Below are 18,875 nucleotides of genomic sequence, written 5' to 3'. Positions count from 1 at the left end.
CCCACACCATGCCGCAATCCCAAGCCAAGAACCTGTCCCTGATCGCCGCGATCGACCTGGGCTCCAACAGCTTCCACATGGTTGTGGCCAAGGCCCAGAACGGTGAAATCCGTATCCTCGAGCGCCTCGGGGAGAAGGTCCAACTGGCCGCCGGCATCGACGAAGAGCGACGCCTGAGCGAAGAATCCATACAGCGCGGGCTCGATTGCCTGAAGCGTTTCGCCCAACTGATCAACGGTATGCCCCTGGGCGCCGTAAGGATCGTCGGCACCAACGCCCTGCGCGAAGCGCGCAACCGCGCCGAGTTCATCCGCCGCGCCGAAGAAATCCTCGGTCACCCCGTCGAAGTCATCTCCGGTCGTGAAGAAGCGCGCCTGATCTACCTTGGCGTTTCCCATACCCTGGCCGATACCCCGGGCAAGCGCCTGGTGGCCGACATCGGGGGTGGCAGTACCGAATTCATCATTGGCCAGCGCTTCGAACCGCTGCTGCGTGAAAGCCTGCAGATGGGCTGCGTCAGCTTTACCCAGCGCTATTTCAAGGACGGCAAGGTCACTCCGGCCCGCTACGCCCAGGCCTACACGGCGGCGCGGTTGGAGATCATGAGCATCGAGCACGCCCTGCACCGCTTGACCTGGGATGAAGCCATCGGCTCCTCGGGCACCATCCGCGCCATTGGCCTGGCCTTGAAAGCTGGCGGTCACGGCACCGGCGAAGTCAACGCTGAGGGGCTGGCCTGGCTCAAGCGCAAGCTGTTCAAGTTGGGTGACGTCGAGAAGATCGACTTCGAAGGCATCAAGCCTGATCGCCGGGCCATTTTTCCGGCCGGCCTGGCCATCCTCGAAGCAATCTTCGATGCCCTCGAGTTGCAACGCATGGATCACTGTGAAGGCGCCCTGCGTGAAGGCGTGCTGTATGACCTGCTGGGCCGTCATCATCATGAAGACGTCCGTGAACGCACCCTCAGCTCGCTGATGGAACGCTACCACGTTGATCAGGAGCAGGCAGTGCGGGTTGAGCGCAAGGCGTTGCATGCCTTCGATCAGATCGCCAAGGACTGGGATCTGGAGGACGGCATCTGGCGCGAATTGCTCAGTTGGGCCGCCAAAGTGCATGAGGTGGGCCTGGACATCGCCCACTACCACTACCACAAGCATGGCGCCTACCTGATCGAACACTCGGACCTCGCCGGGTTCTCCCGCGAAGACCAGCAAATGCTCGCCCTGCTGGTGCGTGGCCACCGCCGCAACATTCCCAAGGACAAGTTCGCCGAATTCGGCGACGACGGCATCAAGCTGATTCGCCTTTGTGTGCTACTGCGCTTCGCGATCCTGTTCCACCACATCCGCGGTACGCAGCAGATGCCTCAGGTAGAGCTGAACGCCAACGGTGACAGCCTGGATGTGCAATTCCCGGAAAAATGGCTGGAGGAAAACCAGTTGACCCAGGCCGACTTCGCGCTGGAGGCGGAATGGCTGACGCGGGTTAACGTCACGCTTAACGTGCGCTGATCCCAACATCTGCGAATGAGATCCCTGTGGGAGAGTTGGCGCAAACAAAAATGGCGATCCGCAGGGATCGCCATTTTTTATGCCGCAGTGAAGGTCAAGTCACCGTCAGGATCGGGCTGCCCAGCCGCTCGAGCAACGTCGCCTGCGCACTGCGCGGATTCTGGTTGCCGGTCGGCGTGTTGCGGATGTAGCGCCCGTCTGCTTGCAGGCTCCAACTGTGGGTGTTGTCGGTCAGGTACAACTCCAGCTCTTTCTTGACCCGCATGATCAGCTTCTTGCCTTCTACCGGGAAGCAGGTCTCGACACGCTTGTCGAGGTTGCGCTCCATCCAGTCGGCGCTGGACAGGAACATCTGCTCTTCACCGCCATTGAGGAAGTAGAAGACCCGGGTGTGCTCCAGGAAACGACCGATGATCGAGCGCACGTGGATGTTGTGCGATACACCGGCGATGCCTGGGCGCAGGCAGCACATGCCCCGCACCACCAGATCGATGCGCACACCGGACTGACTGGCCTTGTACAGCGCACGGATGATCTTTGGATCGGTCAGCGAGTTGAACTTGGCGATGATATGCGCCGGCTTGCCCTCGAGGGCGAACTGGGTTTCCCGGGCAATCATGTCGAGCATGCCCTTCTTGAGCGTGAACGGCGCGTGCAGCAGCTTCTTCATGCGCAGGGTCTTGCCCATGCCGATCAACTGGCTGAACAGTTTGCCGACGTCTTCACACAACGCGTCATCGGAGGTCAGCAGGCTGTAGTCGGTGTACAGGCGGGCGTTGCCGGCGTGGTAGTTACCTGTGCCCAAATGCGCGTAGCGCACGATCTCTCCGGCTTCGCGACGCAGGATCAGCATCATCTTGGCGTGGGTCTTGAAGCCAACCACGCCATAGATCACGACCGCACCCGCCGCTTGCAGGCGACTGGCCAGTTGCAGGTTGGACTCTTCATCGAACCGCGCCCGCAGCTCGATCACTGCGGTGACTTCCTTGCCGTTACGCGCGGCGTCCACCAGCGCATCGACGATTTCCGAGTTGGCGCCGGAGCGGTACAGCGTCTGGCGCACCGCCAGCACATGGGGGTCTTTTGCGGCTTGGCGCAGCAGGTCGACCACGGGGGTAAACGACTCGAATGGGTGCAGCAGCAGGATGTCCTGCTTGCTCACCACGCTGAAGATGTTCTCGCTGTTCTGCAACAGTTTCGGGATCTGCGGCGTGAACGGCAGGTATTGCAGCTCGCGCTGGCTGTCCAGGCCGGTGATGCTGAACAGACGTGTCAGGTTCACCGGGCCGTTGACCTGGTACAGCTCGCTCTCGCTCAGGTTGAACTGCTTGAGCAAATAGTCGGACAGGTGTTTTGGGCAGGTATCGGCTACTTCCAGACGCACGGCATCGCCGTAGCGACGAGAGAACAACTCGCCACGCAGGGCCCGGGCCAGGTCTTCCACGTCTTCGGAGTCCAGCGCCAGGTCGGCGTTACGGGTCAGGCGGAACTGGTAGCAGCCCTTGACCTTCATGCCCTGGAACAGGTCATCGGCGTGCGCGTGGATCATCGACGACAGGAATACGTAGTTGTCGCCGGCACCGCCGACTTCTTCCGGCACCTTGATGATTCGCGGCAACAGGCGCGGCGCCGGGATGATCGCCAGGCCGGAATCGCGACCGAAGGCGTCGATCCCTTCCAGCTCGACGATGAAGTTCAGGCTCTTGTTCACCAGCAACGGGAACGGGTGCGTCGGGTCGAGACCGATCGGGGTGATGATCGGCGCGATCTCGTCGCGGAAGAAACGGCGGACCCAGGTTTTGATCTTGGTGGTCCAGTGACGACGACGGATGAAGCGGACCTGATGTTTTTCCAGCTCCGGCAACAGAATGTCGTTGAGGATCGCGTACTGGCGATCAACGTGACCGTGTACCAACTCGCTGATCCGGGCCAGCGCCTGATGCGGTTGCAGGCCATCGGCGCCGGCCTGTTCGCGGGCGAAGGTGATCTGCTTCTTGAGGCCCGCTACACGAATCTCGAAGAACTCGTCCAGGTTGCTGGAGAAAATCAGCAGGAACTTCAGCCGCTCCAGTAACGGATAGGACTCATCCAGCGCCTGCTCCAGCACGCGGATATTGAACTGCAGTTGCGAGAGTTCGCGGTGGATGTACAGACTGCTGTCATCCAGGCCGGGAACGGCAATCGCCGGCGCCGCAGGCTCGGGCGCCGCCGGTGGAGCAGGCTCCAGCTCCGGCGGGGTCTCGTCGAGTTGCTCCACCACGGGTAGAGCCTCGTTTACGGCAACTTCAGTGAGTCCTTCGGTATTCATGGAATGTTCCTGGGAGGGCTATGGTTGCTCTCGTAGCAATTGAGCGGCACGAACGGCAAAGTACGTCAGGATGCCATCAGCACCTGCACGTTTAAAAGCGGTCAGAGACTCAAGGATTACCCCTTCGCTCAACCAGCCATTCTGGATCGCCGCCATGTGCATGGCATATTCACCGCTGACCTGATAAACGAAGGTCGGCACTTTGAATTCTTCCTTGACCCGGTACAGGATGTCCAGGTACGGCATGCCTGGCTTGACCATGACCATGTCCGCACCTTCGGCCAGGTCCGCCGCCACTTCGTGCAGGGCTTCGTTGCCGTTGGCCGGGTCCATCTGATAGGAGGCCTTGTTGGCCTTGCCCAGGTTCAGCGCCGAACCCACCGCATCGCGGAACGGGCCGTAGTAGGCACTGGCGTACTTCGCCGAGTAGGCCATGATCCGTACATTGACGTGCCCCGCCACTTCGAGGGCTTCGCGAATCGCCTGGATGCGCCCGTCCATCATGTCCGACGGTGCTACCACCTGTGCCCCGGCTTCGGCGTGGGACAAGGCCTGCTTGACCAGTGCGTCAACGGTGATGTCGTTCTGCACATAGCCTTCTTCGTCGAGAATGCCGTCCTGACCGTGGGTGGTGAACGGGTCCAGTGCCACGTCGGTGATCACCCCAAGTTCCGGGAACTGCGCTCGCAGGGCGCGGGTAGCACGCTGGGCAATGCCTTCAGGGTTCCAGGCTTCGGCCGCGTCGAGGGACTTGAGTTCGGTCGGCGTGACCGGGAACAGTGCCACCGCAGGAATGCCAAGATCCACCCACTTGGCCGCTTCTTCGAGCAACAGGTCGATGGTCAGGCGTTCGACGCCCGGCATCGAGGCCACCGCTTCACGACGATTTTCGCCATCCAGCACAAACACCGGCAGGATCAGGTCATTGGTGGTCAGGACATTTTCACGGACCAGTCGACGCGAAAAGTCGTCACGACGGTTACGACGCAAACGGGTGGCTGGGAACAAGCGGTTGGCGGGGGTAAAGCTCACGGCAGACTCCTGAGCCCGCGCTGACGGGCGAGCGTGACAGTTATAAGCGGCCATTATGACCACCGTATGACAGTTATGTGCACCCCTGTGTCACGTAGTCGCATTCCATTGTCCTTGTAGGAATTGTTCACGTCGAGACACATTTGGACACTTTCATGAATGTGTCCGAAGGGGTAGGCTGCGCGTTCATTTCGCCAGCACCCAGACAATGCTCCAACAATTTCTGCATGACTTCGGCTACTTTGCCCTGTTTATCGGCACATTCTTCGAAGGCGAAACCATCCTGGTGCTCGCGGGCTTTCTCGCGTTCCGTGGATACATGGACATCAACCTGGTGGTGGTTGTGGCCTTCTGCGGCAGTTATGCCGGCGATCAGCTTTGGTATTTCATGGGTCGCAAGCACGGTCGCAAGCTGCTGGCGCGCAAGCCCCGCTGGCAGATGATGGGCGACCGGGCGCTGGAGCACATCCGCAAGCACCCGGACATCTGGGTGTTGAGCTTTCGCTTCGTCTACGGCTTGCGCACGGTCATGCCCGTGGCCATCGGCCTGTCCGGCTACCCGCCGGGCCGCTATCTGTTGCTGAACGGGATTGGCGCGGCGATCTGGGCAACGGCGTTGGCCGCAGCCGCCTACCACTTCGGCGCGGTGCTCGAAGGCATGCTGGGTAGCATCAAGAAATACGAATTGTGGGTGCTCGGCGCGCTGTTGGTGTTGGGCCTGGGCTTGTGGATGCGCCGACGCTTCAAGAATGCGCGCCTGGCCAAACAGGTCTACGCCGAAGAACAGGCCTTGAAAGCCGAGCAGGCCAAGGCCGAGGTCAAGACGCCAGGCGAATGAAGCGGTTTCTGCAGCAGTAGAGACCGATCACGCTGACCAGGCTGTAACTGAGCAGGCCGACCCAACCCAGCGCGCCCGCCGGCCACAGCCCCACCACCGGCGCCAGCCACATCAACGGCACGTTCGATGCCAGCCGCACCAGTTCCAGCTTCAACGCCCACGGGCGATTCTCCAGGGCCACGCCCAACGCGCACAACCCCAGCGCCACCGCTGCCCAGCCGAGCACCAATGCGGCGGTCGACAGCTGCGGCTCGAAATTCATCAGGTAACTGCCCAAGGCAATGTAGGCGCAGAACTGCAATAGGATGTAGACCTGCTGACGCCCGTCCAGCGGCACCTCGAACTTGCGAAACTGGCTCAAGTCCGGCTTGTTCATCGGGTACTTCGCCGCCACGTCCGCCGGCCGCCATCCGGTGCGCATGAACCAGATGCGCAGCTTGTCCCACGTTTTTTGCGTCCGACGCGCATCCTCCCAGAGCTGCACGTAAAACTGCACATTCGCCCACAGCGGATTCCAGCTCGCAAGCGGCGTGGTCACGCCGAAAATCACCGGTTCGTCATCGTCTTCTTCCTGGAACGAGCCAAACAGCCGGTCCCAAATAATGAACACCCCGCCGTAGTTGCGATCCATGTAGAGAGCGTTCTGTGCATGGTGGGCCCGATGATTGGAAGGCGTGACGAAGAACCACTCGAACCAGCCGAGCTTGGGAATATGCCGCGTATGCACCCAGAACTGGTACAGCAGGTTCAGCGCCGCGACGCTGACGAACACCAGCAGCGGCACGCCCAGCACCGCCATGGGCAGATAGAAGATCCAGCTCAGCAAAAATCCGGTGCTGGTCTGGCGCAGCGCCGTGGAGAGGTTGTAGTCCTCGCTCTGGTGATGCACCGAGTGCGCTGCCCAGAGGATGTTGCGTTCATGACCACAGCGATGCAGCCAGTAGTAACAAAAATCGTAAAACACGAAGGCAAACACCCAGACCCAGACGCTGTCTGCGGGCAGTTCGAACAAGCCCAGATGCTTGAGCGCGAACGCATAAGTCAAAAGCCCCACGCCCTTGGTCAGCAGGCCAGTGGTGGTGGACAGCACGCCGGTGCTGATGCTGTTGATCGCGTCCGCTACCCGGTAATTGCTGACGCCGCGCCAACGGTCGGCCAACAGTTCGAGGGCAATCAGCACGAAGAAGAACGGCACCGCATACAGAATGAAGTCCATGACGCGCCCTGATTGGAATTTTTAGGATAGATCCTAGGTGTAGCCGCGTATTAACCCTATGGCAACGAGTGACAAATTAGTGGACATTTAACGCCATGAATCAGGAGAAAAGCCCATGAGCAAAAAAGTTGCAGTGATCCTTTCCGGTTGTGGCGTGTACGACGGCGCCGAGATTCAAGAAAGCGTGATCACGTTGCTGCGCCTGGACCAGCGCGGTGCTCAAGTTCAGTGTTTCGCTCCCAACATCGCCCAATTGCACGTACTCAACCACCTGACGGGTGAAGAGATGCCCGAGTCGCGCAACGTACTGGTGGAATCGGCGCGGATTGCCCGGGGCAACGTCAAGGACCTGCGCGAAGCCGATGTAGAAGACTATGATGCGCTGATCGTGCCGGGCGGTTTTGGGGTGGCCAAGAACCTGTCCAACTTCGCCATCGAAGGCGCAGGGTGCACCGTTCAGCCCGAAGTCCTGGCCTTGGCCGAAGCCTTTGCCGAGGCGGGCAAGCCGGTGGGACTGATCTGCATCTCCCCGGCACTGGCGGCAAAAATCTATGGGCCAGGCGTCAACTGCACCATCGGCAACGACACCGAAACTGCAGCCACCATGAACAAAATGGGCGCGACGCATACCGAATGCGCGGTGACCGACATCATCGAAGACAAGGCGCGCAAACTGGTGACCACACCGGCGTACATGCTGGCCCAGACCATCAGCGAGGCGGCATCGGGCATCAACAAGCTGGTTGACCGGGTGTTGGAGCTGACTCACGAGAATGATGCGTAATCCACCCTCACCACCGCTGAGCTGATCGTTCCTACGCGTGGGAACGATCAGGCTTTGCGGGCCAGCCGTGTGAGGATCCGGTCCAACGCATTGGCGAACGCCTGCTTCTCGCGCTCGCCATAGGGCGCTGGCCCGCCGCCCACCTGTCCTTGCTCCCTCAGGTCGGTGAACAGGTTGCGCACCGCCAACCGGTCGCCCATGTTCTGCGCGTCGAACTCCTTGCCTCGTGGGTCCAGCACCGACACGCCCTTCTTCACCAGCCGATCCGCCAAGGGCACATCACTGCAGATCACCAATTCGCCGGGGACAGCGTGTTCCACCAGATAATCGTCCGCCGCGTCCGGGCCGCTCGGCACCACGATCAACTTGACCAGCGCCAATGCCGGCTTGGTCTGTGGCTGCCCTGCCACCATCACCACTTCGAACTGACGCTTGAGGGCGAACTTCACCACCAGATCCCGGGCCTGCCGTGGGCAGGCGTCGGCATCGATCCATACGCGCATTTCGTTTACCTCTTCGAAAAAATCGCGAGCATGCTCGCGATCATGAGCGCAGCGAATGCCGTTAAGAAACCTGAACCCGCCGTTTCTCAACCAGCCAACTGCGCCCATACAGCAGAACAATCGCAATGATTGCCACCGCCTGAGCACTGAGCGAATAGGCATCGGCATGGATGCCCAACCAGTCGAACTCAAAGAACGGCACCGGTCGGGTGCCGAAGATCCCGGCCTCCTGCAACGCCTTGACGCCATGCCCGGCAAACACCACCGACAATGCGCACAACAGCGCAGCGTTGATGCTGAAGAACAACGCCAGAGGCAGGCGCGCCGAACCGCGCAGGATCACCCACGCCAGGCCCACCAGCAACACCAGCGCCGTTGCGCCACCGGCGAGCACCGCGTTGTGCCCGGCAGGCCCGGCCTGCAGCCACAGGGTCTCGTAGAACAGAATCACTTCGAACAGTTCGCGATACACGGAGAAGAACGCCAGTGTCGCAAAACCGAATCGTCCGCCGCCGCCCACCAGGCTGCTCTTGATGTAGTCCTGCCAGGCTGCCGCGTGGCGACGGTCGTGCATCCACACACCGAGCCAGAGCACCATGACTGCGGCAAACAACGCGGTGGCGCCTTCCAGCAGTTCACGTTGCGAGCCACTGACATCAATCACGTACGCCGCCAATGCCCAGGTCCCCAGACCCGCCAGCAATGCCAGGCCCCAACCCGCGTTGACGCTGCGTACCGCCGATTGCTGGCCGGTGTTGCGCAGGAACGCGAGGATCGCCGCCAGCACCAGGATCGCTTCAAGACCTTCACGCAGCAGAATCAACAGGCCGGAGATGTAGCTCAGTGACCAGCTCAGGCCATCGCCACCGAGCAGGCCGGCGGAGTCCTTCAACTTGGCCTTGGCGGCGTCCAGCCGTTGCTGAACCTCAGCCATCGGCAAACCGTCCTGCAACGACTGCCGGTACGCCATGAGGGATTTTTCGGTGTCCTTGCGCACGTTGGCGTCGACGTTATCCAGGGAGCTTTCGACCAGCTCGAAACCTTCCAGGTACGCGGCCACCGACAGGTCGTAGGCCTGATCGTGATCGCCGGTGCGATAGGCCGCGAGGCTCTTGTCGAGGGTAGTCGCGGTGTAGTCGAGCAGTTGCCCCGGCCCCCGCTTGACCTGCGACGGCTGTGCACGCTGGGTACGGAAGCTGGCCGCCGCTTGCGGCCCCTCGGCGGCCAGGACTTCAGCCGGGGTCTGACGAGCCAGTTCGGCGATGTCGTAGGTCTTTTCGCTGGCTGGCGCAGTCGGATCGGCACTGAAACCGGCGATGTAGGTCGCCAGATCCCAACGCTGACGGTCGTCCAGTTGATCAGCGAACGCTGGCATGTCGGTGCCTTCAACACCCATTCCCAAGGTGTTGTAGATCGCGTAGAGACTCAGGCGATCCAGTCGCTCGGCATCGCGCAGATTGGCCGGCGGTGGTGTCAGGCCAACACCCGCCGGACCATCGCCGGCTCCTGCATCACCGTGACAGACCGAACAATGCTGGGCATACAACGGTGCGCCTCGGGTCGGGTCCGGCGTAATGATCGGGGCCTGGCTGACCTCGTAGGCCACGGCCAGCTTCGCACCCAGCTGGCGCGACTGGCGGGCGACCTCCGCGCCGTCCTGACGGGCGGCAATCGCGCTCTGCAATGCGCTGACGTCCTGCTCAAGCCCGCCTTTCTCCGGCTTGTCCGGCATCGCCGCAACCAGGCCCTGCAACACCTTGGCAAATTCGAGTTGTTCGCGGTATTCGGATTCATTGATAACGTTGCCGGCCTCGACCGACTGCGGGTAATCGGCACCAATGTAGTCCAGCAGATGCAGCGCTTGCGGCGCGCCTTCCACAGTGTCGGCCAGCAGATTTGCACTGCACAAGGCAACCACGGGCAGCACCAGCCAAGCCAGGAAACGGGATGGGGCAATCATCAATGAATCTCAATTGGAAATACGAAGTAACACATTGTTCACTTCGAAAGACTTTCACTCAAGCTTTGTTATGAAACCGCCGGGTAGGGATTTCGACTTTCGTTTCGACGGATGATGGCACTTGTAAGAAAATAGAGATTAAAAAGCCACTAACAAGCCATCATCCCTGTTTATAATGCCGCGCCCAAAATTGTTGGACTGGGCATTCAAGCGCCTCGGATATCGGGGAATTGGCAGGACGCCAGTCTACGCCGATAGGTCTTAACAGCCAGACCGGCAAGCACGGCTGCCTACATTCAGGGAAGATGTAACTATGGCCTCCCGCGCCTTGACCTTGATCGCGCTCAGCGCTGTCACCTTGCTTTCCGGCTGCTCGGTCTTTCGCAACTACGACTCCGAACTCGCACAAACCAACCAGCAACTGGCTTCCGGCAACGTCGATGCCGCACTGACCCTGCTGGAAAAGAACAACACCGGCGCAGACAAGGACCTGCTCTACTACTTCGAAAAAGGTGAGCTGCTGCGCGCCAAGGGCGACCTGTCCGGTAGCCAGAACGCCTGGGGCAGCGCCGACTCCGTGGTCGGCCAGTGGGAAGATATGGTCAAGCTCGACACAGGCAAGTACCTCGCCCAGTTCGGCAGTTTTCTGGTCAACGACAAGGTCCGCCGCTACGAAGGCTATGACTACGAAAAGGTCATGCTGACCACGCAAATGGCCCTGAACCTGCTGGCCGTCAACGACTTCGATGGCGCACGTACCGCGATCAAGCGAACCCACGAACGTGAAGCGGTCATCGCCGACCTGCGTGACAAGGAGTACCTCAAGAGCGAAGAGGAGGCCGAGAAGGAAGGCATCAAGACCGAATACAAGGACCTGCAGGGTTACCCGGTCGCCAGCCTCGATGCGCCGGAAGTGGTTGGCCTGAAAAACAGCTACCAGAGTGCGTTCAGCCACTACCTGGCCGGTTTCGTCTATGAAGCCCTGGGAGAAAAAGACCTGGCAGCGCCGGGTTATCGCAAGGCGGCCGAGCTGCGCCCGAACACCCCACTGCTGGAACAGGCCCTCAAAGACCTCGACAAGAAAAGCGCCAAGGACGAAGACAGCGACATCTTGATCGTCGTGCAAAGCGGCCTGGCACCCGCCCGCGACTCGATTCGCGTGCCCCTGCCCCTGCCAATCAGCGGCAACGTGGTGATCACTCCGCTGTCGTTCCCGATCATCAAGCCTGACACCTCCACCGCCCCGTTCACGCAAATCGGCGTCGACGGCAAACAATTGGACATGACCCTGCTCAACAGCACCACCGCCATGTCCCGCCGCGCGCTGCGTGACGACATGCCCGGCATCATCGTGCGCACGACCGTGCGCGCCGTGACCCGTGGCGTGGCGCAGAAGAAGATCAACGAAACCAACCCGCTCGCGGGCCTGGCGGTGGGCATCACTTCAGCCGTGCTCGAAGGTGCCGATACCCGTACGTGGCGCACCTTGCCGGACAACACCCAGGTCGTGCGCCTGCGCCTCAAGAAAGGCGAGCACCACGTCACGTTGCCCAGTGCCATCGGCGGTTCGGTGGTCAAGATCACCGTGGACCAGCGCTACCAAGTCATCAGCCTGCGAGCCGTTGGCAACCAGGTATTCGCCAGCGGCGTAGCCGCCCACGTCACCCCGAGTGCCAGCCCGACGGCCGTGGCCAGCCTCAAACAACCTTAAGAACGGAGTCTTTGCATGCGTTTGCAACTCATCGCTGTCGCCGCCCTGGCCTTGCTGGCCGGTTGCGCCACACCGCCACCACCGGAGCCTGGCAGCGCTGCCAGCAAGGTCGTGGCCATGGGCAAGCTGAAGAACATCGTGGTGGGCGCCATGCGCGTTGCCCGGGAAAACGGCTTCATGACGGTCAATGCCCAGCTGAGCAACACCAGCTACAACAACAAGACCTTCTACTACCGCTTTGCCTGGCTCGGCCCTGAAGGCTTCCCGATCGGCGAAGAAGAAACCTGGAAAAGCCAGCTGATGTACGGCGAGCAGACCAGCTTCATCCAGGCCATCGCGCCGACACCGAAAGCCGTGGATTTCCGACTGGAAATCAAAACGCCTTAACTCCTTATTCGTACAGTGACAGAGAGCATTCCCATGTTTGCACGCTTTTCCTTCATCGCCGTCATCGCCCTGCTCGCCAGCGGTTGCGCCAACACCTCGCCAACCCTGGGCAGCAAGAACATCAGCTACGGCGACACCAAGGCCGTGGAAACCGTGACCAACGAGTTCGGCTCCACCGACCTGCAGATGATCGCCGAATCCATGACCCGCTCCCTGGCCCAATCCGGGATTTTGCAGGGTCGCCCGGTGGTTCAGGTCTACGACGTGAAGAACAAGACCAGCGAGTACATCGATACCCGCGAAATCACCACCAGCATCAAGACCCAACTGATGAAGTCCGGTACCGCCCGCTTCGCCAGCGACAATACCCAGATGCAGAGCCAGGTCGACCAGCTGAAGCTGCAAAACCAGAGCGGTCTGTACAAGAAGAATACCGTCGCCAAGACCGGCAACATGATCGCTGCCAAATACCGTCTTGAAGGTTCGATCAGCTCGATCGTCAAGCGCAGCAGCGACTACAAGGACGTCTTCTACAAATTCAGCCTGCAATTGATCGACGTTGAAAGTGGCCTGGCTGAATGGATGGACGAAAAAGAGATCCGCAAAACCACGGAGCGTTAATCAATGCGCGCATGGATTGGCATGATGGCCCTGGCTTGCGCGTTCAGCGTGCAAGCGGCCCCGAAAGTCGCAGTGACGGACCTGGCTTACCAGGAGCGTGTGGAGCAATACATCCACATCGTTTCGGCCCAGAACAACTTCCAGGCCAACCGTTACAGCGCCAGTGGTGCCTCGAGTTATAACGAAATCGAGGCCACCAGCAGCTACATCGAACAGGGCGAGTTGCGTAAATTCACCGGCGACATCAAGGGCGAGATCCTGCGTTCCGGAATGTTCCAACTGGTGCAAGGCACGCCCTACACCGCCTCGTCCAAGGGCGATGTGTATGACGTGATCAAGTGGATCAAGGCCGGCAACTTCAAGGGCGCCGACTATGTCCTGTTTGGCACTGTGTCGGACATCGACTTCACCCGGGATGTCACCGAGCTTGCCAATACCGACAGCTACTCGGCAATCCTGGCGTTGACCCTGGTAGCTGATTTCAGCCTGATCAACACGCGCACCTTCGAAATCACCTCGGCCTTTACGGCGATGGGCGAAGGCCAGGACACCAAACTGGTGAACCATCGCGACGTGCGGGTCTCGCTGAACCGTCCTCGGGTGGTGCGTGACGTGTCCAAGGCGCTGGGCGAAGACGTGGCCGCGCAGATGAGCGAACAACTCGGTGGGGGCGGTCATGTGCAACCGGGTAAACCCCAGCTGCGCAATAACCTGCCAGCCGATACAGCACCGACGATACTGCGCTAAATGTGCAAACGAAAAAGGCGACCCTGAGGTCGCCTTTTTTGTGCCCGGGCGGTTCACACCGCTGCTTTGCGTAGCGTCGCCATGAACGCAGCGGCGCCGATGAACAGGCCGGCGAAGGTGCGGTTCATGCGCTTTTGCTGCTTGGGCGTGCGCAACAGCCGCAGTACTTTTGACGCCAACCCGGTGTACCCCGCCATGACGACCAGGTCCACGCAGATCATGGTCACTCCGATGATCAGGTACTGAAGCAACAGCGGTGCGTGTGGGTCGATGAACTGCGGCAGTACCGCCAACATGAACACCAGGGCCTTGGGGTTGCTGATGTTCACCAGAAAGCCGCGAAACACCAGGGCCATCGGCTTGCCAATCTGGCGCACCGCAGCGTCATCACTCATGTCGCTGGGCAGCGCGCGCCATTGCTTGATCGCCAGGTAAACCAGATACGCCACACCGAACCATTTGATCGCGTAGAACGCCGTGGCCGATGCCGTCAAAATCGCGCCAACACCGGCGCCGACGATGGCGATCTGCACCGCAAGGCCCAGCTGCAGGCCCAGGGCGTTCCAGTAACCGCGCCAGAACCCGTATTGCAGACCGCTGGACATCGACGCAATGGCGCCAGCGCCGGGGGACAAGCTGATCACCCAGCAGGCGGCAAAAAACGCCAGCCATGTTTGTAGCTCCATCGCACACCTCGACTCAGACTCGTGACAGACGTCTAAGCTAATGCGGCTTTGGGCCCATGACTACCGATTTTTTGCAGAATGTGTCGCCTCCCCCCTGTAGGAGCGAGCATGCTCGCGATGGTCGCCAACGATGACGCTGGCTGCCTGACACCCAGCGGTGCCTGAGCCACCATCGCGAGTAAACTCGCTCCTACAGGTAGCAAATCAGGCAGTGGAAAGCCTATTTCTCAAACCCGGAAACAGGAAACACATCACTCCCGCGCCACCGCCGAACCGAACGCTGGAAGAACAGGCTATTGGGCACCTGCACCATGGCACTGCCCGTCCCCAACTCTTCAGCCTCGATCAACGTGGTGTACAGCAGGTTGATCGCCACGACCCGACCTTTGACGCCAGGCTTGTCGGTGGTGTCTACCAGTTCGACGATGTCACCGATGCGGAACGGCCCCACGGTGAAGATCAGGATCGCGCAGAGCAGGTTGGAGAGCACGCTCCACATGGCGAAAAACGCCACCGCCGCCACCGCGACAAACCCTGACAACGCGGTCCAGAGTACCGTGGCCGATACTCCCAGGCGCTCCAGCACGAAGATCAGCGCACTGCCCATGATCAGCCAGCGCAGACCACCGCGCAGCGGCATGAGCAGTTGTGGTGGAAGCGGATAACGCTCGCCCAGGCGAGTCAGGCATTTGGCGACGAAGCGCTGAGCGACGTAACCGGCCAACAGGATCAGCAGGATTTGCACGACCAACCAGATCGGCTCGATCCAGGTCGCCGGCAGTGGCAACTTGAACGCCTCCATCAGGACAGCGCCTCCAGCTCCGCCTGCATGCTTTCAAGCAGTTCCAGCGCTTGCATCCAGGCTTCTTCCAGCTCCGCTTCACGCACCTTCAGCTTGGCTTGATCCGCCAGCAGGTCACGCAGCTCGTTCTTGCGCGCCGGTTCGTAAATGTCACTGTCGCCAAGACTGGCATCGATCTTCGCCAGTTTCTCGTGGAGCTTGCCCAGCTCGGCTTCGAGCTTGTCAGCTTCGCGCTTGTGCGGGGCCAGTTGCTGACGCAATGCAGCAGCGGCCTGACGTTGGGCCTTCTTGTCAGTCTTGTCCGGGTTGGACGGTGTGTTGCTGACCGGCGCATTGCGTTGGCGGAAGTCGACCAGCCAGCGGGCGTAGTCTTCCAGGTCGCCGTCGAATTCCTCGACCTTGCCGTCCGCCACCAGATAGAAATTATCCGTGGTGCTCTTGAGCAGATGACGATCGTGGGAGACCACCAGTACCGCACCACTGAACTCCTGCAGGGCCATGGTCAGTGCCAGGCGCATCTCCAGGTCCAGGTGGTTGGTTGGTTCGTCGAGCAGCAACAGATTCGGCCGTTCCCAGGCGATCAACGCCAGGGCCAGGCGAGCCTTTTCACCGCCGGAGAAATTCAGCACCGGTTCGTCGATGCGCGCACCACGGAAATCGAAACCGCCGAGGAAGTCGCGCAGGGTCTGCTCGCGTTCGGTGGGTGCCAGGCGCTGCAAGTGCAGCAATGGGCTGGCCTTGGAATCCAGGGAGTCGAGCTGATGCTGGGCGAAGTAGCCAACCACGGTGTTCTCGCCGCGGGTCAGTCGACCGGTCAACGGCGACAGCTCACCGGCAAGGTTTTTGATCAGGGTCGATTTACCGGCACCGTTGGGACCGAGCAAACCGATGCGCGCGCCGGGGGTCAGCTGCAACTTGACCTTCTCCAGCACGGCTTTGTCGCCGTAGCCCAGACGGGCATCGGACAGGTCGATCAACGGGCTGGAAATCTTCGTCGATTCACGGAACACGAAATCGAACGGCGAATCGACGTGGGCGGCGGACAACTCTTCCATCCGCTCCAGGGCCTTGATCCGACTCTGGGCCTGGCGGGCCTTCGTGGCCTGGGCCTTGAACCGGGCGATATAGCTTTCCATGTGCGCACGCTGCGCCTGCTGCTTCTCGTAGGCTTGCTGCTGCTGAGCCAGGCGCTCGGCACGGGCACGCTCGAATGCGCTGTAGCCGCCGCGATAGAGGGTAATCTTGCGCTGATCGACGTGAGCCACGTGGTCGACCACCGCGTCGAGGAAGTCCCGGTCGTGGGAAATCAGCAACAAGGTGCCGGGGTAGCTCTTGAGCCACTCTTCGAGCCAGATGATGGCGTCGAGGTCCAGGTGGTTGGTCGGTTCGTCGAGCAACAACAAGTCCGAAGGGCACATCAGTGCTTGCGCCAGGTTCAGGCGCATCCGCCAGCCACCGGAGAAGTCGCCGACTTGACGGTCCATCTGCTCATTGGTGAACCCAAGCCCCGCCAGCAACTTGCGGGCACGGGCATCGGCGGTATAGCCGTCGGCGCTGTCGAGTTCCGAGTGCAGGCGTGCCTGGGCGGCCCCATCGTGGGCCGCTTCGGCGGCCGCGAGGTCGCGTTGCACCTGGCGCAGGCGCAGGTCGCCATCGAGCACGTAGTCGACCGCCAGGCGTTCGAGCGTGTCGACCTCCTGACGCATGTGGGCGATACGCCAGTCGGCCGGCAGGAAGCAGTCACCCGAGTCCGGATGCAGTTCGCCTCGAAGCAAGGCGAACAGGCTCGATTTGCCGGCGCCGTTGGCACCGATCAGGCCGGCTTTCTGGCCGGCGTGCAGGGTCAGCTCGGCGTCTTCTAGCAGACGTTGCGGGCCACGCTGTAAAGTCAGGTTCTGAAGTCGAATCATAATGGCGGCGGAGTCTACCAGCTTCGCTCGCAACTGGCGCGAGTAGCACTATGTCCTCTGACCTGTGGAGCTTTTCCCTTGGCACCTATGCCCGGCCCGGCGTAGAGACTGCCTGCCTGACCTTGCAGTCGCACGGGGTCAATGTGTGCCTCCTGCTGTGCGGCTTGTGGCTGGGGCAACGTGGCGTCGCCTGTAGCGAACAACGACTGCAACAGCTTCGTGAGGTGGTCGAACCCTGGGATAGGGAGGTCGTCGAGCCGCTGCGCGCCTTGCGCACGCAATGGAAAGCCCTCGCCAGTGCAGACGCCGAGCTCAATGCGTTGCGCGAGCAGATCAAGGCGCTCGAGCTGGAAGCTGAACGGCAACTGTTGTTGCGACTGGAGCGATTGGCACAGGACTGGCCACAGGATCAGGCGACTGACGGGTCGGCCTGGCTTGCCGGTGTCGCGGCGAACGCCCAACACCTGGCCCACGACGCGCTGCATCAGCTACGCGTCGCGGCAACCGGCACTTAGGAAGCGCTGGTTGGGGTGGTGCTGGCGCTCGACGGGGCAACAGGTGCTGGCGTCGGGGTAGTGGTTGCGCTGGAAGCTACCGGTGCCGAGGCAACCGAAGCCGAAGGCGTCGTGGTGACTGGCTTGGCAGCAGGTGCCGGGGTCGGCTTGGCAGCGGCGGCCGGTTTTTTCACCGCAGGTTTTGCGGCTGGTTTGGCGGCAGCAGGCTTGGCGGCTGGTTTCGCGGCTGGCTTGGCAGCCGGTTTGGCAGCGGCTGGTTTTGCTGCAGCGGCTGGCTTGGCAGCGGAGGCTGGTTTAGCGGTAGCTGGCTTGGCGGCGGTAGCCGGTTTAGCAGCAGCAGGCTTGGCAGCGGTAGCCGGTTTAGCAGCAGCAGGCTTGGCAGCGGTAGCCGGTTTAGCAGCAGCAGGCTTGGCAGCGGTAGCCGGTTTGGCAGCAGCAGGCTTGGCAGCGGCGGTGCGCGCAGCAGGTTTGGCGGCTGGCTTGGCAGCAGCGGTCTTCGCTACCGGTTTGGCAGCAGGTTTAGCGGCCGCTTTTACTGCTGGCTTGGCAGCGGGTTTAGCCGCGACAGTTTTGGCTGCAGGTTTGGCGGCAGCAGTTCTTGCGGCTGGTTTTGCTGCTGGCTTGGCGGCCGGTTTGGCGGTGGCAGATTTAGCCACGGCAGGTTTGGCAGCAGCGGGTTTTGCAGCCGGTTTGGCGGCAGCGGTTTTGACAGCGGCTGGCTTGGCAGCAGGTTTGGCAGCAGCAGTTTTAGCCGCCGGTTTGGCCGCTGCTTTGGCTGCGCTGGCCGCTACGGTTTTTTTCGCCGCAGGCTTGGCGGCCGGCTTGGCCGGTGCTTTTACAGCTACAGGTTTTGCAGCGGCTTTCTTGGCGGGGGCAGCAGCAGGTTTGGCTGAGCGCAGCGACAACGCCTTGCTGACAGCCTCTTGTACGCGACCAATGCCCTGGGCCAGTTTCAGGCTTTCTTGAGCATCGCGCTTGAGTTGCAGAATGTAGCCGCGGGTATCCGACTGACGATCTTTCAAAGCGTCGAGCAAGTCCTCGAGTTCCTTGACCCCGTCCTTGGCTTTGGCTTGTGCCTTGGCTTTACCAGCCGCTGCAGCGTCCTGCAATTTAGTGCGGGACTTGTGCAGTTTTTCCTGCGCCTTGCCGCGCTGTTTTTCCAGTTTGGCGAGCAGTTTTTCCGCATCAGCCAAGGCTTCGGAACAAGCGGTTTCCAGATGCTCGAGCAGGCTGCCCGAGAGTTGTTGAAGTAAGTGCAACGGGGTATTTACGGACTTCTTGGTGGCCGACATGGTTTACCTCCTGGCTGACGTGGGTGCGGCTCATACTAGCCCTCTGCTGCTA

17 protein-coding genes are annotated in these 18,875 nt (G+C 61.0%); 8 read left to right on the top strand and 9 right to left on the bottom strand.

Features of this window, described 5'->3' with window-relative positions:
• Positions 1-8: 8 nt before the first annotated feature.
• Positions 9-1,511, top strand: coding sequence for an exopolyphosphatase (gene ppx / locus AB4N64_RS25975; protein WP_460119803.1), 1,503 nt, complete (start codon positions 9-11; stop codon positions 1,509-1,511).
• A gap of 94 nt (positions 1,512-1,605) precedes the next feature.
• On the opposite strand, the gene ppk1 is transcribed toward ppx, so the two are convergent.
• Positions 1,606-3,819 carry a polyphosphate kinase 1 gene (gene ppk1 / locus AB4N64_RS25970; protein WP_460119801.1) on the bottom strand — a complete coding sequence of 738 codons (2,214 nt, stop codon included), beginning with the start codon at positions 3,817-3,819 and terminating at the stop codon, positions 1,606-1,608.
• An 18-nt stretch (positions 3,820-3,837) separates the two neighbouring features.
• Entirely contained in the window at positions 3,838-4,851 is a 1,014-nt protein-coding gene (gene hemB / locus AB4N64_RS25965) for a porphobilinogen synthase (protein ID WP_460119799.1), read from the bottom strand.
• Between the two features lie 208 nt (positions 4,852-5,059).
• On the opposite strand from hemB, the gene AB4N64_RS25960 reads away from it, so the two are divergent.
• Positions 5,060-5,689 (top strand): DedA family protein, encoded by a 630-nt coding sequence (locus AB4N64_RS25960; protein WP_460119797.1) that lies wholly within the window; start codon positions 5,060-5,062, stop codon positions 5,687-5,689.
• On the opposite strand, the gene AB4N64_RS25955 is transcribed toward AB4N64_RS25960, so the two are convergent.
• Positions 5,670-6,905, bottom strand: coding sequence for a sterol desaturase family protein (locus AB4N64_RS25955; RefSeq protein ID WP_460119795.1), 1,236 nt, complete (start codon positions 6,903-6,905; stop codon positions 5,670-5,672). The genes AB4N64_RS25960 and AB4N64_RS25955 overlap by 20 nt on opposite strands.
• 115 nt (positions 6,906-7,020) lie before the next feature.
• Here AB4N64_RS25955 and elbB point away from each other — a divergent pair, with 115 nt between their 5' ends.
• A complete protein-coding gene (elbB, locus tag AB4N64_RS25950) occupies positions 7,021-7,689 on the top strand; it encodes an isoprenoid biosynthesis glyoxalase ElbB (RefSeq protein WP_460119793.1) in 669 nt (222 codons plus the stop codon).
• A 47-nt stretch (positions 7,690-7,736) separates the two neighbouring features.
• On the opposite strand, the gene AB4N64_RS25945 is transcribed toward elbB, so the two are convergent.
• Together AB4N64_RS25945 and AB4N64_RS25940 are read right to left on the bottom strand one after the other, a co-directional pair.
• Entirely contained in the window at positions 7,737-8,192 is a 456-nt protein-coding gene (locus AB4N64_RS25945) for a YaiI/YqxD family protein (RefSeq protein WP_460119791.1), read from the bottom strand.
• A gap of 61 nt (positions 8,193-8,253) precedes the next feature.
• Entirely contained in the window at positions 8,254-10,152 is a 1,899-nt protein-coding gene (locus AB4N64_RS25940) for an FTR1 family protein (RefSeq protein WP_460119790.1), read from the bottom strand.
• Between the two features lie 313 nt (positions 10,153-10,465).
• Between AB4N64_RS25940 and AB4N64_RS25935 the strand changes: the two genes are divergently transcribed.
• Genes AB4N64_RS25935 through AB4N64_RS25920 form a run of 4 tightly spaced genes read left to right on the top strand, consistent with a single transcriptional unit; the run spans position 10,466 to position 13,618 of the window.
• A complete protein-coding gene (locus AB4N64_RS25935; protein WP_460119788.1) occupies positions 10,466-11,863 on the top strand; it encodes a COG3014 family protein in 1,398 nt (465 codons plus the stop codon).
• A gap of 15 nt (positions 11,864-11,878) precedes the next feature.
• On the top strand, positions 11,879-12,250 hold the full coding sequence (locus AB4N64_RS25930) for a YcfL family protein (protein WP_460119786.1): 372 nt from the start codon (positions 11,879-11,881) through the stop codon (positions 12,248-12,250).
• Positions 12,251-12,283: 33 nt separating this feature from the next.
• The gene (gene lpoB / locus AB4N64_RS25925) at positions 12,284-12,871 is read left to right on the top strand and encodes a penicillin-binding protein activator LpoB (RefSeq protein ID WP_368556016.1); all 588 of its coding nucleotides are present in this window, start codon (positions 12,284-12,286) and stop codon (positions 12,869-12,871) included.
• A gap of 3 nt (positions 12,872-12,874) precedes the next feature.
• Positions 12,875-13,618, top strand: a complete 744-nt coding sequence (locus AB4N64_RS25920) for a penicillin-binding protein activator LpoB (protein WP_460119784.1) — start codon at positions 12,875-12,877, stop codon at positions 13,616-13,618.
• 53 nt (positions 13,619-13,671) lie between these two features.
• Here AB4N64_RS25920 and rhtB read toward each other — a convergent pair whose 3' ends face one another.
• From rhtB to AB4N64_RS25905, 3 genes are all read right to left on the bottom strand, one after another.
• Positions 13,672-14,304, bottom strand: a complete 633-nt coding sequence (gene rhtB / locus AB4N64_RS25915; RefSeq protein ID WP_460119782.1) for a homoserine/homoserine lactone efflux protein — start codon at positions 14,302-14,304, stop codon at positions 13,672-13,674.
• Positions 14,305-14,524: 220 nt separating this feature from the next.
• Complete coding sequence (locus AB4N64_RS25910; RefSeq protein ID WP_460119780.1) at positions 14,525-15,106, bottom strand: mechanosensitive ion channel domain-containing protein; 582 nt, start codon at positions 15,104-15,106, stop codon at positions 14,525-14,527.
• Positions 15,106-17,016 (bottom strand): ATP-binding cassette domain-containing protein, encoded by a 1,911-nt coding sequence (locus AB4N64_RS25905; RefSeq protein WP_460119778.1) that lies wholly within the window; start codon positions 17,014-17,016, stop codon positions 15,106-15,108. The genes AB4N64_RS25910 and AB4N64_RS25905 overlap by 1 nt, the downstream gene beginning before the upstream one ends.
• Before the next feature lie 50 nt (positions 17,017-17,066).
• On the opposite strand from AB4N64_RS25905, the gene AB4N64_RS25900 reads away from it, so the two are divergent.
• Entirely contained in the window at positions 17,067-17,531 is a 465-nt protein-coding gene (locus tag AB4N64_RS25900) for a TIGR02444 family protein (protein ID WP_460119776.1), read from the top strand.
• On the opposite strand, the gene AB4N64_RS25895 is transcribed toward AB4N64_RS25900, so the two are convergent.
• Entirely contained in the window at positions 17,528-18,823 is a 1,296-nt protein-coding gene (locus tag AB4N64_RS25895) for an AlgP family protein (RefSeq protein ID WP_460119774.1), read from the bottom strand. The two genes, AB4N64_RS25900 and AB4N64_RS25895, sit on opposite strands and share 4 nt — an antisense overlap.
• Positions 18,824-18,875: the final 52 nt, after the last annotated feature.

The organism is Pseudomonas sp. S2_C03, from assembly GCF_054668405.1.
This window is presented reverse-complemented; position numbering and strand designations above follow the sequence as displayed.

Coding starts and splice junctions, on each gene's coding strand:
- AB4N64_RS25955 (WP_460119795.1), bottom strand. CDS start 6,905: ATGGACTTCATTCTGTATGCGGTGCCGTTCTTCTTCGTGCTGATTGCC.
- ppk1 (WP_460119801.1), bottom strand. CDS start 3,819: ATGAATACCGAAGGACTCACTGAAGTTGCCGTAAACGAGGCTCTACCC.
- AB4N64_RS25900 (WP_460119776.1), top strand. CDS start 17,067: ATGTCCTCTGACCTGTGGAGCTTTTCCCTTGGCACCTATGCCCGGCCC.
- AB4N64_RS25960 (WP_460119797.1), top strand. CDS start 5,060: ATGCTCCAACAATTTCTGCATGACTTCGGCTACTTTGCCCTGTTTATC.
- ppx (WP_460119803.1), top strand. CDS start 9: ATGCCGCAATCCCAAGCCAAGAACCTGTCCCTGATCGCCGCGATCGAC.
- AB4N64_RS25945 (WP_460119791.1), bottom strand. CDS start 8,192: ATGCGCGTATGGATCGATGCCGACGCCTGCCCACGGCAGGCCCGGGAT.
- elbB (WP_460119793.1), top strand. CDS start 7,021: ATGAGCAAAAAAGTTGCAGTGATCCTTTCCGGTTGTGGCGTGTACGAC.
- lpoB (WP_368556016.1), top strand. CDS start 12,284: ATGTTTGCACGCTTTTCCTTCATCGCCGTCATCGCCCTGCTCGCCAGC.
- AB4N64_RS25920 (WP_460119784.1), top strand. CDS start 12,875: ATGCGCGCATGGATTGGCATGATGGCCCTGGCTTGCGCGTTCAGCGTG.
- AB4N64_RS25905 (WP_460119778.1), bottom strand. CDS start 17,016: ATGATTCGACTTCAGAACCTGACTTTACAGCGTGGCCCGCAACGTCTG.
- AB4N64_RS25930 (WP_460119786.1), top strand. CDS start 11,879: ATGCGTTTGCAACTCATCGCTGTCGCCGCCCTGGCCTTGCTGGCCGGT.
- AB4N64_RS25935 (WP_460119788.1), top strand. CDS start 10,466: ATGGCCTCCCGCGCCTTGACCTTGATCGCGCTCAGCGCTGTCACCTTG.
- rhtB (WP_460119782.1), bottom strand. CDS start 14,304: ATGGAGCTACAAACATGGCTGGCGTTTTTTGCCGCCTGCTGGGTGATC.
- AB4N64_RS25910 (WP_460119780.1), bottom strand. CDS start 15,106: ATGGAGGCGTTCAAGTTGCCACTGCCGGCGACCTGGATCGAGCCGATC.
- AB4N64_RS25940 (WP_460119790.1), bottom strand. CDS start 10,152: ATGATTGCCCCATCCCGTTTCCTGGCTTGGCTGGTGCTGCCCGTGGTT.
- AB4N64_RS25895 (WP_460119774.1), bottom strand. CDS start 18,823: ATGTCGGCCACCAAGAAGTCCGTAAATACCCCGTTGCACTTACTTCAA.